The organism is Pseudomonas macauensis, from assembly GCF_047902425.1.
GTDB lineage: Bacteria > Pseudomonadota > Gammaproteobacteria > Pseudomonadales > Pseudomonadaceae > Pseudomonas.
Genome location: NZ_CP138377.1, coordinates 1,416,196 through 1,429,901, shown reverse-complemented (window position 1 = coordinate 1,429,901; position 13,706 = coordinate 1,416,196). Strand labels below are relative to the sequence as shown.

The following is a 13,706-nucleotide window of genomic DNA, read 5'->3' as shown; positions in this document are numbered from 1 at the left end:
CGAATCGTGAACAATCTTCCCAATCTGGAGGACCTGCGGGTCTTCATCCAGGTCGCCCGCCGCACCAGCTTCGCCAGCGCCGCCGCCGAGCTGGGCATGTCCACCGCCTTCGTCAGCAAGCGCATCCGCCTGCTGGAGGAGGACCTCGGCGTGCGCCTGCTGCACCGCACCACTCGTCGGGTATCGGTGAGCGAGGACGGCGAGCGCGTCTACCAGTGGGCGCTGCGTATCCTCGACGCGGTGCAGCGGATGGGGGACGACGTCTCCGCCCTGCACCGCGAGCCCAGCGGCCAGCTGCGCATCGCCAGCAGCCTGGGGCTGGGCCGGCGTTTCGTCGCCCCCGCCCTGTCGGAACTGGCGACACGCCACCCGCAACTGGATATCCGCCTGGACGTGCAGGACCACCTGGTGGACCTGATAGACGAAGGCTTTGACCTCGACGTGCGGGTGGGCAACGAGATCGATCCGCACCTGATCGCCAAGCCCCTGGCGCGCAACCGCCGGGTGCTCTGCGCCGCGCCCGCCTACCTCGAACGGCGCGGCACGCCACGCACCCTGGCGGAGCTGGCCGGGCACGACTGCCTGGTGATCAAGGAGCGCGACCACCCCTTCGGCATCTGGCACCTGCAGGGGCCCAATGGCGAGGAGAACGTGAAGGTAACGGGGCCGCTGTCGTCCAACCACGGCGAGGTGGTGCACCAGTGGTGCCTCGACGGACGCGGCATCCTGCTGCGCTCCTGGTGGGACGTGCACGACAGCCTGGCCGACGGGCGCCTGCAACGGGTGCTGCCGGAATACCAGCAGCCGGCCGACATCTGGGCGGTGTACACCGCGCCGCTGGCCAGCTCGGCCAAGGTGCGGGTGGCGGTGGAGTTCCTCCGGCAGTACTTCGCCGAGCGCTACAGCCTGCCGGAAACGTGACGGTCATAGGCCTGCGCGTCCCCAGGTTTTTGATCTCGTAGGAGCAACTGTCTTGTCCCGGCTGAATCTGTGCCTGGGCTTTCCCCCTCACCCCAGCCCTCTCCCTCAGGGAGAGGGAGCCAGATCGTGCCGGCTGACAGAGTAGTTTCATCCTGCACCGGACGGTCCCCTCTCCCCCTGGGAGAGGGTTAGGGTGAGGGCCAACCCGAGCGCAGATGCATCTCGTAGGAGCGGAGCTTCTCCGCGAAGTCCCGACCGGCGCGCCCTGAACGGCCCGGCGTGAATCGGACCATTTCGCGGACAAGGTCCGCTCCTACGGGAGCCGTCCAGATCCGAAGGAGCGGGTCATGCCCGCGAAGAGCGCCGCCTACAGGTTGGCGCTACGCAGGATCAGAGCTGCGCCACGTGCCCGTTCCCCTGATGCGCCCGCAGGTAGGGCAATACTGCACCGAGCAGCGGTTCCTTGAAGTCCTCCTGGAAGCGATGCGCCATGCCGGGGATCAGCTTCAGCTCCGAACCGCGGATATGCGCCGCCACGTGCACCCCGTGCATCACCGGCAGCAAGGGATCGGCGGTGCCGTGGACCACCAGGGTCGGCACGTCCAGGCGGTTGAGCAACTCCACCCGGCTCGGCTCGGCGAGGATCGCCAGCATTTGCCGCTGCACGCCCTCGGGGTTGAAGGCGCGGTCGTAGGAGCGCGCCGCCTGTTGCAGCAATTGCTGGCGGTCGTCGCGCACGTCGGGGCTGCCCAGTGCAGCCAGCAGATCGGCCTGCTGCTCGATGGCCTGTTCGCGGCTGGCCGCCTCGCGCCGGGCGAGCAGGCGCAGCAGCGACTCGCTGGGCGCCGGCAGGCCTTCGGCGCCGGAGCTGGTCATCACCAGGGTCAGGCTGATCACCCGCTCCGGCGCAAGGTCGGCAACATGCTGGGCGATCATCCCGCCCATGCTCGCCCCCAGCACGTGAGCACGCTGAATGTGCAGCGCATCGAGCAGACGCAGCGAATCACCCGCCATGTCGGTCAGGCTATAGGGCGCGCTCACCGGCAGGCCCAGGCGATAGCGGATCACTTCATAGGTCAGGTTGCCGCTGGGCGTAGGAATGCGCCAGGCGGACAGGCCGACATCGCGGTTGTCATAACGGATGACCCGGAAGCCCTGCTGGCAGAGCGCCTCGACCACCTCGTCGGGCCAGTGGATCAGCTGGCCGCCCAGGCCCATGATCAACAGCAGTGCCGGGTCCTGCGGACGGCCGATGCTCTGATAGGCCAGGCGCACGTCGCCCAGGTCGACCAGCTCGGTCGGCACCCGGGGATCGCAACGATCGCCGGCAAAAGTAAAGGACGGCAGTCCGCACAAAAGGGCGACCGCCAGCAGCAAAGCACGCATCATGAAAATCCGGAACGCAAAACCCCAGTGGAACGGGATTCTGATGAATTTCCGTCATTCGCTCTGCCACAGGTCCGTGACAATTTGATGAAAGGCGCTGAGCGGTCGTGCACCCGTCACAACGCGCGGCATGACCGGGGTCATGGGCGAGCCACGGCCCGCTGGCGAAGATAGCGGCTTCCCTCTCGGAACCCAGCGCCATGGCCTACCCGCTCCTGCTCACCCTGCACCTGCTCGCCGCGATCCTGTTCGTCGGCACGGTGTTCTTCGAAGTGCTGGTCCTGGAGAGCGTCCGCCAGCACGTGCCAGCGCGGGCCATGCGCATGGTGGAAGCCGCCGTCGGGCGGCGCGCCCGGCGCCTGATGCCGTGGGCCATCCTCGTCCTGTTCGGCGCCGGCCTGGGCATGCTGCACCTGCGCTACCTGCCGCTGCTGGCCGATCCGCTGGCGTCCACCTTCGCCACCCTGCTCAGCCTCAAGCTGCTGCTGGCTGCCAGCGTGCTCGGGCATTTCGCCTTCGCCATGCTGTCTTTCCGCACCGGCCGCATGACCGGCCAGCGCTCGCGGCGTATCCACTACAGCGTGTTCGTCCATGTGCTGGCCATCGTGGTGCTGGCCAAGGGCATGTTCTACCTCTGACGCATCCTCGAACGGGCACTCAAGCACACTGGCGACGCCCAATCCCGGCCAGCGCGGCGAGCACATCCGGCGCCTCGGGCTGGTTGACCGCCCGCGCCAGCAGCGCCACCTCGGCGCACTTCTGCGCGGCAATCGCCTGGGAATCCTCCGGCGCATCCGCCGGGCTCTGCAGCGCTGAGCAGGACGACGCCACCCACAGCCGCTCACCCAACCGCTCATGGGCATGGCGCAGCACGTCCAGCGCCGATTCGAGATCGTAGCCCCAGTCATTGCCGCCGCTCACCAGGCCCAGGGACAGCACCTTGTAGGACGGCAGGCGGTCGAGGACGGTCAGATACTGCCGCGGCGCACTCACCAGGTCGACGTGCAGACCATCCAGCGGCAGGCTGGCGGCCAGGCCGAGGTTGTCTTCCAGGCCGCCGAAGTAGGTGGCGATCAGCTTCTTCAGCGGTTCACGCTGGAGCAGGTTGTAGGCGCGCTCGAAGGCGTTCTTCCAGTCCTGCGGCAGGTCGAGCACCAGGATCGGCTCGTCGATCTGTACCCACTCCACGCCCTGGGCGGCCAGGCGCTGGAATATCTGGCCATAGACCGGCAGCAGACGTTCCAGCAGGTCGAGCTTGTCGAAGCCGGCGTCCTCACCCTTGAGCTTGCCCAGCCACAGGTAGGTGAGCGGGCCGATCAGCACCGGTTTGACGGTGTGCCCCAGCGCCAGCGCCTCATCCACCTCCTCGAACAGTTGCTCCCAGCTCAGCTCGAACTGCTGGTCAACGCTGAACTCCGGGACCCGGTACTGGTGGTCAGTGTCGAACCACTGTGCAGCAGGCGCACCGTTGCCACCCTGAGCCATTGCGAACAGTGTTTGCAGGGTTGGCTTGTCGCCCCCAAGAAGCACACCGAAGGTCAGCGAGTGGGTCAGCACCGGGTCGCACCAGACGAAATCACCGACCGGCAGCAAGTCGATGCCGGCGTCCTTTTGTGCCTGCCAGTGCGCAGCACGCAGCTCGCGCCCCACACGACGCAGTCCGGTCTCGTCCAGCTCGCCGTTGCAGAAGCCCTCCAGCGCCGTCTGCAGTTCACGGTCACGACCGATGTGGGGAAAGCCGAGGGTGTGTGCCAATGCCATGGCGAAGACTCCAAACCAATACGTCAGATGCACGCATTGTCGACAGCCGGCCACTCATGAGACAAACTCAATTCATTCGCGTTGAAATCAAGTTTTCCTCATATTGAGGTCGAGGCCGGCACCATGCTTGAACTCCGTCACCTGAAAACCCTCCACGCCCTGCGCGAGGCCGACAGCCTCGTGGAGGCGGCCGAGCGCCTGCACCTCACCCAATCCGCCCTCTCCCACCAGTTCAAGGAACTGGAAGATCGCCTCGGCCTGTCGCTGTTCATCCGCAAGACCAAGCCAGTGCGCTTCACCAGTGCCGGCCTGCGCCTGCTGCAACTGGCCGACAGCGTGCTGCCGCAACTGCGCGGCGCCGAACGCGACCTGGCGCGCCTGGCCGGCGGCACCGCCGGCCGCCTGCACATGGCCATCGAATGCCACAGCTGCTTCCAGTGGCTGATGCCGACCATCGACCAGTTCCGCGACGCCTGGCCGGAAGTCGAACTCGACCTCGCCTCCGGCTTCTCCTTCGCCCCGCTGCCGGCACTGGCCCGTGGTGATCTCGACCTGGTGGTGACCTCGGACCCTGTGGACCTGGCCGGCATCACCTACGTGCCGCTGTTCACCTACGAGGCGCTGCTGGCGGTGGACAACCACCACGCGCTGGCCGGCAAGTCGTACATAGTCCCGGAAGACCTGGCCAGCCTGACCCTGATCACCTACCCCATCGAGCGGGACCGCCTGGACATTTTCACCCGCTTCCTGGAGCCCGCCGACATCGAGCCGGCGCAGGTGCGGACCTCGGAACTGACGGTGATGATGATGCAGCTGGTGGCCTCCGGACGCGGCGTCTGCAGCCTGCCCAACTGGGCGCTGCACGAATACAGCTCGCGCGGCTACGTCACCGCCAAGCGCCTGGGGGAGAAAGGTCTGTACTGCACGCTGTTCGCGGCGATTCGCGCCGACATGCTGGACGCGCCGTTCATGCGCGACTTCCTGCTGACGGCCAAGGACACCTCCTTCGCCACCCTGGAAGGGGTCAGCGCGGCAAAGAGCTGACACTGGAATCCCACAAGAAAGGCAGTCTGACGAAAAGCCTCTGGCTCACAGGGAAACGCGCTCAACCGCCCTACCCTGAGCGTCCTGCGCAGCCCACCATGAAACCGCGCATAAAAAAGCCCGCCATTGCTGGCGGGCCAAGGACTAAACGATTGACTAGTCGATCAATCTTTAGGGCTCCCTGTAGGAACAGGGCGCGGGACATATGATCCAGCAGCTGACAGCCGTCTCCAAGCCCCAGATATCCATGTAAGAAAAGACCTAAGCCGATTTGAGATAAACAGCACATCGTCGGCATTTCCCCGAGCTGCCTACACCTCTCCCCTCAAAACAAAAGACCTTTCCGACTTCACCTGAGGAAGATCAGGCATGAAGAGCACCCGAATAGCGAACGAAAAAAAGCCCATCCTCGCGGATGGGCTTCGGGACCTAACGGATGCAACACCTTTCTCATCGTTATGCTGGAGCAGACGCCGCGAGATGGGGAACGACGCGGCGTTGGGGCCATCATTGATCAGCCCTGCAAGCCAGCAAAGAAAGCTACAAGCAAATAAGAAACTTCCTATGGGACTTGAGACCGTTTTCGCAGAACGCGCAACGGCCTCTCCACCCGTCCCCACTTGCAGCTACGCCCCTGCCCTCCGGTATCAGGGCGCCTTCGCCTCGGCGGCCCGTGCGTGCTCCGCCGCCCACTGCTCATCGCGCTCGCGTACGCGGGCGAAGGCCGGCCGCGAGGTGATGAGTTCGACGTAGCGCTCGAACACCGGCAGCCTGGGCACCACGCCGAAACCGATGGTCCAGCTCAGCGCCGTGCCCCACAGCACGTCGGCGGCGGTCATGCGGCTGCCCAGCAGGAAGGGTCCGTTTTCCAGCTGCTCGGCGAGGGTGCGCATCACGCTGTCGTAGTCGCCGTAGGGGCTCATGGCCGGCGGCGGGGGGTCGCGTTTGAGCGCGCGATCGAGGATGGCCGGCTCGAAACTGGAGCCGTAGAACACCAGCCAGCGCAGGTAGGGGCCGCGCAGCGGGTCGTCCAGGGCGGGCGCCAGGCCCGCGCGGGGGAAGAGATCGGCGAGGTAGAGGAAGACCGCGCCCTGCTCGGTCACCAGCGCCTCGCCGTGGCGGATCGCCGGGACTTTGCCCATCGGGTTGATTGCCAGGTAAGCCGGCTTGCGCTGCTCGCCTGCCTTCATGTTGATCAGTTCGATGTCGTAGTCGGCGCCCAGCTCCTCCAGCAGCACCAGGGCGCCGCTGGAGCGTGTCTGGGGCGAGTGATAAAGCGTGATGCGGGACATGGCGGGATCTCCTGTGGCACGCCACTGCATGGAGCCCCCAGCATAGCCCCGCTCGGCCGTCACGCCTCCTCGAAGCTCATCTCCGGCGGCTGTTCGCGGAAGCCGCCGGTGATTACCGCGAGGTAGATCACACCCAGTACCAGCCAGGTGGCGCCGAGCCAGATCGCCAGGTGGTCGAGGCTGACCATCAGCCACAGGTCGGCGACCAGGCCGATCAGCGGGAACAGCAGGAACAGCACCAGCTCGCGCGGGCCACGGCGCTCGGCGTTCAGGTAGTAGTGGAAGATCACCGAGAGGTTCACCAGGCTGAAGGCCAGGAAGGCACCGAAGTTGATGAACGAGGTGGAGGTGGTGACGTCCATGCGCAGCGCCAGCAGGGCCACCACGCCGCACAGCACGATGCTGTTCACCGGGGTTTCGAAGCGCTTGCTGATGCGGCCGAAGAACGGGCGCGGCAGCACGCCGTCGCGGCCCATGGCGAACAGCAGGCGCGAGGCGCTGGCCTGGGCCGACAGGCCGGAGGTGAACTGGCCGACGATCAGACCGATCAGGAAGAAGCTGACGAACAGGTCGCCGCCGATGTTGCGGGCAATTTCGTAGGCTGCGGAATCGGCGTTCTGGAACTCCACCGACGGATGCGCCAGTTGTACGAAATAGCTGGCGGCAATGAATATGCCACCGCCGATCAGGGTGATCAGCAGGATGGCGCGCGGAATGGTCTTGCGCGGCTCGTGGGTTTCTTCCGTCAGGGTACTGACCGCATCGAAGCCCAGGAAGGAGTAACAGGCGATGGCCGCGCCGCCCATGATCAGCGGCAGCTGGGTGCCCTCCTTGAGGAACGGCTCGAGGGTCCACAGCGGACGACTGGCGTCGCCCATCACGTAGTGGATCGCCAGGCCGACGAAGGCGATCAGCACCAGGAACTGCACCAGCATCAGCACGCCGTTGACGTTCTTCGCCAGGCGCAGGCCGACGACGTTGATCGCCGTGGTCACGCCGATGAAGGCCAGCACCCAGAGCGCCTGGGGCACCGCCGGGAAGGCCGAGTGCAGGTAGGCCGCGCCGATCAGCCAGATGGCCATGGGCAGGAACAGGTAGTCCAGCAGCACCGCCCAGCCGGCGAGGAAGCCCAGTTTCGGGCTGATCGACTTGCGCACATAGGTGTAGGCGGACCCGGCCACCGGGAAGGCAGCGGCCATGCGCCCATAGCTGAGCGCGGTGAAGAGCATTGCAACGGAGGCGACGAGGTACGCCGAGGGCACTACGCCACGGGTGACGTCGGCGAGGATGCCGAAGGTGCCCAGGACGATGATCGGGGTCATGTAGGCGATGCCGAACAGCACCACCGAACCCAGCGACAGGGTTCGTTTCAGTTGAGCCATTACTGCTTACTCCACATTGTGTTTGTTATGGGCAGTGCAAAGATTCCGGCTTCCGCTCACCCGAAAGCCGTGCGGGTGCTCGGGGCCCCCGTCGGTGTTGGAGAATCGCTGTGGTGGCGCGGCCCTGCGCCCCGGCCCGGAAAACACTCCGGGCCGGAAAGAAACGTCAGGCCGGAATGATCAGCTCGCGCAGGCCACCTTCGTGCTCGCGCATTTCGCCCGGCAGCACGAAGCGGCGCTCGGCCAGGTAGCTGTAGTCGCGGCGCGCCTGTGCCAGGCGCTCGAAGTCCAGTTCGACGATCTGCCGACACTCTTCGCGGCCGGCTTCGCAGAGCAGTTGGCCGAAGGGATCGACCACCGCGCTGCCACCGGCGAACACCAGGCCGTCGTCACCCTCGCCGACGCGGTTGACCATCACTGCGTAGGCCTGGTTTTCCATGGCGCGGCCCATGATCGCGGTGCGGTGGGTCGGGCCGTAGGGGTCCATGTTGCCGTTGGTCACGATGATCAGTTCCGCGCCCAACTGACCAAGGGCGCGGACGCTTTCCGGAAACTCGATGTCGAAGCAGATCGCGATGCCCACGCGGATGCCATTCCACAGGCAGGTGGCGTAGCGATCGCCCGGGGTGAAGATGCCGCGATCCGACGCCCACAGGTGCGTCTTGCGGTACTGCATGGCGATGCCTTCAGGCGTAATCAGCAGCGTGGTGTTGTAGAAGCGGCCGTCGGCGGCGGCCTCGGCGAAGCCTACGGCAACACTGATGTTCTTCTCCCGTGCGGCGCGCTGCACGGCCTGCACGCTGGGACCGTCGACCGGCTCGGCGATGGCAGCGATGTTCTGCTCGGTGGGGAAGCCGGTCAGCTGAGTCTCGGGGAACACCACCAACTGGGTGTCCGCTGCGCAGGCGTGGATGGCCTCCAGGGTGCGGGCCAGGTTCCAGGCCACATCGCCATCACGGCCGGCCAGTTGCACGAGTTCGACTTTCATGGGCTTCCTCAGATTCTTGTCTTCCGGTGACCGCGCGCTGCAAAAGGGTCAAACTGCACCCCGCGCCGGCTCAAGGTATCGGTCGAGTATGCCGGCGGCGCCCTCACCGGGTAATTACGCCCGCGTGGTAACCCAACGGGGGTAGAGTCATGGGCCTTTCCCTTCAGGACATCGCCTGGCACCGCTCGGTCGGGCAGCTGATCGAGGCGTTGGACAAGCCGAACTTCTGGACCTTGCTGGTGCGTCTGCTGGGCCAGTATGTGTCCTTCGACAGCTGGGTCGTGCTGCTTTTCAGCAATGGCAGGCCACAGGTGTTCGCCGAATGCCCGGGCGAGGACGGCGGGCCGGACCCGCTGTTCCAGGACTACCTCAAGGGCCTCTACCTGCTCGACCCTTTCTACATCGCCAGCCGCGAAGCGCCCGGCAGCGGGCTGTTCCGCCTGGACGACGTGGCGCCGGAGATGTTCGAGCAGACCGACTACTACCAGCGCTACTTCAGCCTCAACGTGGTGGCTGACGAAGTGCAGATCAACGTGCAGCTCGATGGCGAACGCACCCTGTGTTGCTCGGTGGGCAGCAAGGGCCGCTTCAGCCCCGAGCAGATCGCCCTGCTGGGCCTGGTGCAGCCCTGGGTCGCCGGGCTGATGCGCCAGCGCATGACCTTCGAGTGCGAAGTCCAGGAAGCGCCCCCGCCGCCGCGCTGGCAGACCCGTCTGGAAGCCACCGCCCAGCAGGTGGAAACCCCGCTCACCGCCCGCGAGCTGGAAGTGGGCCGGCTGATGCTCAGCGGCTGCTCCAGCAAGGAAATCGCCCGCAAGCTGGCGATCTCCGCCGAAACCGTGAAGGTTCACCGCAAGCACATGTACGCCAAGCTCGGGATCAAGTCGCAGTCGGAGTTGTTCTCGTTGTTTTTGCAAGCGCAGGGGTGAGGCGTGGCAACGCCCCCGTAGGAGCGGACTCTGTCCGCGATTTTTTGGGGATTGGTGTTCTGCGCCGCTTCGGTGCGCGCTGAGAGATTTTGTTTCGCCCCCTCGGGCGACCTACTTTGCCAAACGACGGATGGCCGCCCCACGCAAAGTAGGCAAAAGTCTCTGCCCCATCATCCGGTTCCCGCTTCGCGGGACTGATTCGCTTCGCTCACCCTTCGGGCCAGCCTTCGGCTGTTACTTCGCTGCGCTTCGTTTCCCTCGTTCCATCGAAGTTTCAGGGGCACGCGTCGACGGGCCATCCCTGGCCCAACGACGCTCTCGCGGCATCCATGCCGCTCAACCCCTGAAACTCCGATTCCGCTCGGCCTCCTGAAGGGGCGCTCGGAGTGCACGGATAGTTCTCTGGAAGTCCACAAGAGCAAAAGCAAACTGCCGTGCTCCGAGCTGCTTCTGCTCCCGTAGGAGAGGAGCTTCTCCGCGATCACCGCGATAGCGATGCAATCCCCGACCACCAGCCTTCCGGCCGGATCGCGGACAAGGTCCGCTCCTACGCGAGCCGAGCCCTCACTGTAGGAGCGAGCTTGCTCGCGAACAGAATTTACCGGCACCTCCCCTGCCATGCGTTTCGCGAGCAGGCTCGCTCCTGCAAGAACGGCCAGCCGTCGAGCGGTCGGTGAGCATCGGCGCCATTGCGGGTCCATGCTTGAGGACAGGAGGAATTCCCCATGAGCCTCAGCGTTTTCGACATGTTCAAGCCCGGCGTCGGACCGTCCAGCTCCCATACCGTGGGGCCGATGCGCGCCACCCGCGAGTTCGTCGACCGCCTGCGGGCGGACGGCCTGCTGGACCGGGTAGCGTCGGTCGAGGTGCATCTCTACGGTTCCCTCAGTGCCACCGGCAAGGGCCACGCCACTGACCGCGCCTGCCTGATCGGCCTGCTCGGCATCGACCCGGCGGAAGCCGACCCGGCCGCGCTGGCGCCACAAGTGGACGACATCCTGTTGCGCCATCGCCTGCGCCTGGGCGGCCTTCAGGAAATCGACTTCGACCCGGCGCAGCAACTGGTCTTCCACGACGACAGCCTGCCCGCCCACCCCAACGGTCTGCACCTGCGGGCGCTGGCGGCCAACGGCGAGCTGCTGGCCGAGCGCATCTGCTATTCGGTGGGCGGCGGTTTCGTGGTCGACCAGGCCGACTTCAACACCGACCGCGCCCTGCCCGACAGCCCCATGCCCTACCCCTTCCACAGCGCCGAGGAACTGCTGCGCCTGTGCCACCAACAAGGCTTCACGCGCATCAGCGACCTGATGTGGGCCAATGAGCTCGCCGTGCGCAGCGAGGCGGAAATCCACGCCGGCCTTGCGCATATCTGGGAGGAAATGCAGGCCTGCGTGCGCCGCGGGCTGGAAACCGAAGGCACCCTGCCCGGCGGACTCAAGGTGCGCCGCCGTGCGCCCATGCTCTTCCGCCGGCTGAACGAAGCCGACAGCGGCAATCTGATCGCCAGCACTCTCGGTGCCATGGACTGGGTGGACCTCTGGGCGCTGGCGGTGAACGAGGAGAATGCCGCCGGTGGACGGGTGGTGACCGCCCCCACCAATGGCGCCGCCGGCATCGTCCCGGCGGTGCTGCACTACTACGCCCGCTACGACGGCCAGGCCAACGCGGACGCCATCGAACGCTACCTGCTCACCGCCGCTGCCATCGGCATCCTGTGCAAACTCAACGCCTCGATCTCCGGCGCTGAAGTGGGCTGCCAGGGCGAAGTGGGCTCGGCCTGCGCCATGGCCGCCGGCGGCCTGGCGGAAGTCCTCGGCGGCAGCCTGGAACAGGTGGAGAACGCCGCCGAGATCGGCCTGGAGCACAACCTCGGGCTGACCTGCGACCCGGTGGCCGGGCTGGTGCAGGTGCCCTGTATCGAGCGCAACGCCATGGCCTCGCTCAAGGCCATCAACGCCGCCCAACTGGCGCTGCGTGGCGACGGCCAGCACCTGGTCAGCCTGGACAAGGCCATCGACACCCTGCGCGACACGGGGCGCGACATGATGGACAAGTACAAGGAGACCTCCAAGGGTGGGCTGGCGGTGAATGTGATCGCCTGTTAGTTGGGCAGGGCGCGGTTCGCGAGCAAGCTCGCTCCTACGAAGAGCACGCACCCTGCCCCCATTTATTGCACCGCCCGAGACAACCTTTCTCACCCCCAGAGAAAATAGTTAGCTAGCTTTCTTTTTTCTCGCCTTCGGACTAACGTCGCTCCGCCAACACTAGAAATCTTCCGAAAGTACGCCGCATTGACCTTCGGCCAGGCGCATTCCTGCAACGAATGCCATGCTCTAGCGGTCCTTTCGACTCACCCTTACCGTGTTCAGCCCGACGACTGGAGATTCCATGAACCTGTCGCTCCTAAGCCGTTATGCCTTCTTTGCCGCGTGTGTCCTGTTCACCCTGTTCAGCCTGCCGTTTCTCGGCGATATCTGGCCGCTGACCCTGCTCACCTTCGCCCTGAGCATCCTTGGGGTACTCGACCTCACTCAGGAGCGCCACGCCGTGCGGCGCAACTACCCGATCCTGGGCAACATCCGCTACCTGGTGGAAGGCATCCGCCCGGAAATCCGCCAGTACCTGCTCGAAGGCGACAACGACGCCCTGCCCTTCTCCCGCGCCCAGCGTGCGCTGGTGTACTCGCGGGCGAAGAACGAGAGCGCCGACAAACCCTTCGGCACCCTGATCGACGTCTACCAGTCGGGCTTCGAATTCATCGCCCACTCCATCCGCCCGGCGCCGGTGTCCGACCCCCGCACCTTCCGCGTCGACGTCGGCGGGCCGGAGTGCAAGCAGCCCTACTCCATCTCGGTGTTCAACATCTCGGCGATGAGCTTCGGCTCCCTCAGCGCCAACGCCATCCGCGCGCTGAACAAGGGTGCGAAGATGGGCAACTTCATCCACGACACCGGCGAAGGCAGCATCAGCCCCTACCACCGCGAATACGGCGGCGACCTGACCTGGGAGCTGGGCAGCGGCTACTTCGGCTGCCGCACCCCGGACGGCCATTTCGACCCGGAGCGCTTCGCCAGGCAGGCGGTCGACCCGCAGGTGAAGATGATCGAAATCAAGCTAAGCCAGGGCGCCAAGCCCGGCCACGGCGGCATCCTGCCCAAGCACAAGGTGACCCCGGAAATCGCCTCCACCCGTGGCGTGCCCATGGGCCAGGACTGCATTTCGCCCTCCTCCCACAGCGCCTTCAGCACACCCAAGGAACTGCTCGACTTCATCGTCAAACTGCGTGAGCTCTCCGGCGGCAAACCGGTGGGCTTCAAGCTGTGCATCGGCCATCCATGGGAGTTCATGGGCATCGCCAAGGCCATGCACGAGACCGGCATCCTCCCCGACTTCATCGTGGTCGACGGCAAGGAAGGCGGCACCGGCGCGGCACCGCTGGAGTTCACCGACCACATGGGCCTGCCGATGCGCGAAGGCCTGCTGTTCGTGCACAACACCCTGGTTGGCCTGGGCCTGCGCGACAAGATCCGCATCGGCGCCAGCGGCAAGATCGTCAGCGCCTTCGACATCGCCAGCGTACTGGCCATGGGCGCCGACTGGGCCAACTCGGCGCGCGGCTTCATGTTCGCCATCGGCTGCATCCAGTCGCAGAGCTGCCACACCAACAAGTGCCCGACTGGCGTGGCCACCCAAGACCCGCTGCGCCAGCGCGCCCTGGTGGTGCCGGACAAGGCCGAGCGAGTGCTCAACTTCCACCACAACACCCTCAAGGGCCTGGCCGAAATGATCGCCGCCGCCGGCCTGCAGCATCCCTCGCAGCTGGAAGCCAAGCACCTGGTGCGCCGCGTCTCGGCCACCGAGATCCGCCTGTTCTCGCACCTGCACTACTTCCTGAAACCCGGCGAACTGCTCTCGGGCAATATCGAGGGCGAGTTCTACGAGCGCATCTGGCGCATGGCGCGCAGCGACAGCTTCGAAGCGGCCGCCGGCTGACGCCACCCTG

10 protein-coding genes and 1 pseudogene are annotated in these 13,706 nt (G+C 65.8%); 6 read left to right on the top strand and 5 right to left on the bottom strand.

Annotation, left to right across the window (positions count from 1 at the left end; translation table 11 throughout):
• Window positions 1–6 precede the first annotated feature (6 nt).
• Window positions 7–921: a LysR substrate-binding domain-containing protein gene (locus SD196_RS06745; protein ID WP_275610595.1), complete on the top strand. Its 915-nt coding sequence runs from the start codon at window positions 7–9 to the stop codon at window positions 919–921.
• A gap of 390 nt (window positions 922–1,311) precedes the next feature.
• On the opposite strand, the gene SD196_RS06740 is transcribed toward SD196_RS06745, so the two are convergent.
• On the bottom strand, window positions 1,312–2,307 hold the full coding sequence (locus tag SD196_RS06740; protein ID WP_343574334.1) for an alpha/beta hydrolase: 996 nt from the start codon (window positions 2,305–2,307) through the stop codon (window positions 1,312–1,314).
• A 200-nt stretch (window positions 2,308–2,507) separates the two neighbouring features.
• On the opposite strand from SD196_RS06740, the gene SD196_RS06735 reads away from it, so the two are divergent.
• Window positions 2,508–2,945: a CopD family copper resistance protein gene (locus SD196_RS06735; RefSeq protein WP_275610593.1), complete on the top strand. Its 438-nt coding sequence runs from the start codon at window positions 2,508–2,510 to the stop codon at window positions 2,943–2,945.
• A 49-nt stretch (window positions 2,946–2,994) separates the two neighbouring features.
• Here SD196_RS06735 and SD196_RS06730 read toward each other — a convergent pair.
• Window positions 2,995–4,068, bottom strand: a pseudogene (locus SD196_RS06730) (5-methyltetrahydropteroyltriglutamate--homocysteine S-methyltransferase); the annotation flags it as partial.
• 123 nt (window positions 4,069–4,191) lie between these two features.
• On the opposite strand from SD196_RS06730, the gene metR reads away from it, so the two are divergent.
• The gene (gene metR, locus SD196_RS06725) at window positions 4,192–5,112 is read left to right on the top strand and encodes a transcriptional regulator MetR (protein ID WP_343574339.1); all 921 of its coding nucleotides are present in this window, start codon (window positions 4,192–4,194) and stop codon (window positions 5,110–5,112) included.
• A gap of 647 nt (window positions 5,113–5,759) precedes the next feature.
• On the opposite strand, the gene SD196_RS06720 is transcribed toward metR, so the two are convergent.
• From SD196_RS06720 to SD196_RS06710, 3 genes are all read right to left on the bottom strand, one after another.
• Window positions 5,760–6,404 (bottom strand): glutathione S-transferase family protein, encoded by a 645-nt coding sequence (locus SD196_RS06720; RefSeq protein WP_343574342.1) that lies wholly within the window; start codon window positions 6,402–6,404, stop codon window positions 5,760–5,762.
• Window positions 6,405–6,463: 59 nt separating this feature from the next.
• Window positions 6,464–7,786, bottom strand: a complete 1,323-nt coding sequence (locus SD196_RS06715) for an APC family permease (protein WP_275610590.1) — start codon at window positions 7,784–7,786, stop codon at window positions 6,464–6,466.
• A 166-nt stretch (window positions 7,787–7,952) separates the two neighbouring features.
• Window positions 7,953–8,774 (bottom strand): carbon-nitrogen hydrolase family protein, encoded by an 822-nt coding sequence (locus SD196_RS06710; protein ID WP_331316467.1) that lies wholly within the window; start codon window positions 8,772–8,774, stop codon window positions 7,953–7,955.
• Window positions 8,775–8,923: 149 nt separating this feature from the next.
• Here SD196_RS06710 and SD196_RS06705 point away from each other — a divergent pair, with 149 nt between their 5' ends.
• The 3 genes from SD196_RS06705 (at window position 8,924) to SD196_RS06695 (ending at window position 13,696) form a co-directional block, all read left to right on the top strand.
• Window positions 8,924–9,703, top strand: a complete 780-nt coding sequence (locus SD196_RS06705) for a response regulator transcription factor (RefSeq protein WP_416311206.1) — start codon at window positions 8,924–8,926, stop codon at window positions 9,701–9,703.
• Between the two features lie 725 nt (window positions 9,704–10,428).
• Window positions 10,429–11,808: an L-serine ammonia-lyase gene (locus SD196_RS06700; RefSeq protein ID WP_343574349.1), complete on the top strand. Its 1,380-nt coding sequence runs from the start codon at window positions 10,429–10,431 to the stop codon at window positions 11,806–11,808.
• Between the two features lie 283 nt (window positions 11,809–12,091).
• Window positions 12,092–13,696 (top strand): FMN-binding glutamate synthase family protein, encoded by a 1,605-nt coding sequence (locus tag SD196_RS06695; protein ID WP_343574351.1) that lies wholly within the window; start codon window positions 12,092–12,094, stop codon window positions 13,694–13,696.
• Window positions 13,697–13,706: the final 10 nt, after the last annotated feature.

Bases quoted from the DNA above. Each gene is read 5' to 3' on its own strand.
- metR (WP_343574339.1), top strand. From the start codon at position 4,192: ATGCTTGAACTCCGTCACCTGAAAACCCTCCACGCCCTGCGCGAGGCC.
- SD196_RS06715 (WP_275610590.1), bottom strand. From the start codon at position 7,786: ATGGCTCAACTGAAACGAACCCTGTCGCTGGGTTCGGTGGTGCTGTTC.
- SD196_RS06705 (WP_416311206.1), top strand. From the start codon at position 8,924: ATGGGCCTTTCCCTTCAGGACATCGCCTGGCACCGCTCGGTCGGGCAG.
- SD196_RS06720 (WP_343574342.1), bottom strand. From the start codon at position 6,404: ATGTCCCGCATCACGCTTTATCACTCGCCCCAGACACGCTCCAGCGGC.
- SD196_RS06700 (WP_343574349.1), top strand. From the start codon at position 10,429: ATGAGCCTCAGCGTTTTCGACATGTTCAAGCCCGGCGTCGGACCGTCC.
- SD196_RS06740 (WP_343574334.1), bottom strand. From the start codon at position 2,307: ATGCGTGCTTTGCTGCTGGCGGTCGCCCTTTTGTGCGGACTGCCGTCC.
- SD196_RS06695 (WP_343574351.1), top strand. From the start codon at position 12,092: ATGAACCTGTCGCTCCTAAGCCGTTATGCCTTCTTTGCCGCGTGTGTC.
- SD196_RS06710 (WP_331316467.1), bottom strand. From the start codon at position 8,774: ATGAAAGTCGAACTCGTGCAACTGGCCGGCCGTGATGGCGATGTGGCC.
- SD196_RS06735 (WP_275610593.1), top strand. From the start codon at position 2,508: ATGGCCTACCCGCTCCTGCTCACCCTGCACCTGCTCGCCGCGATCCTG.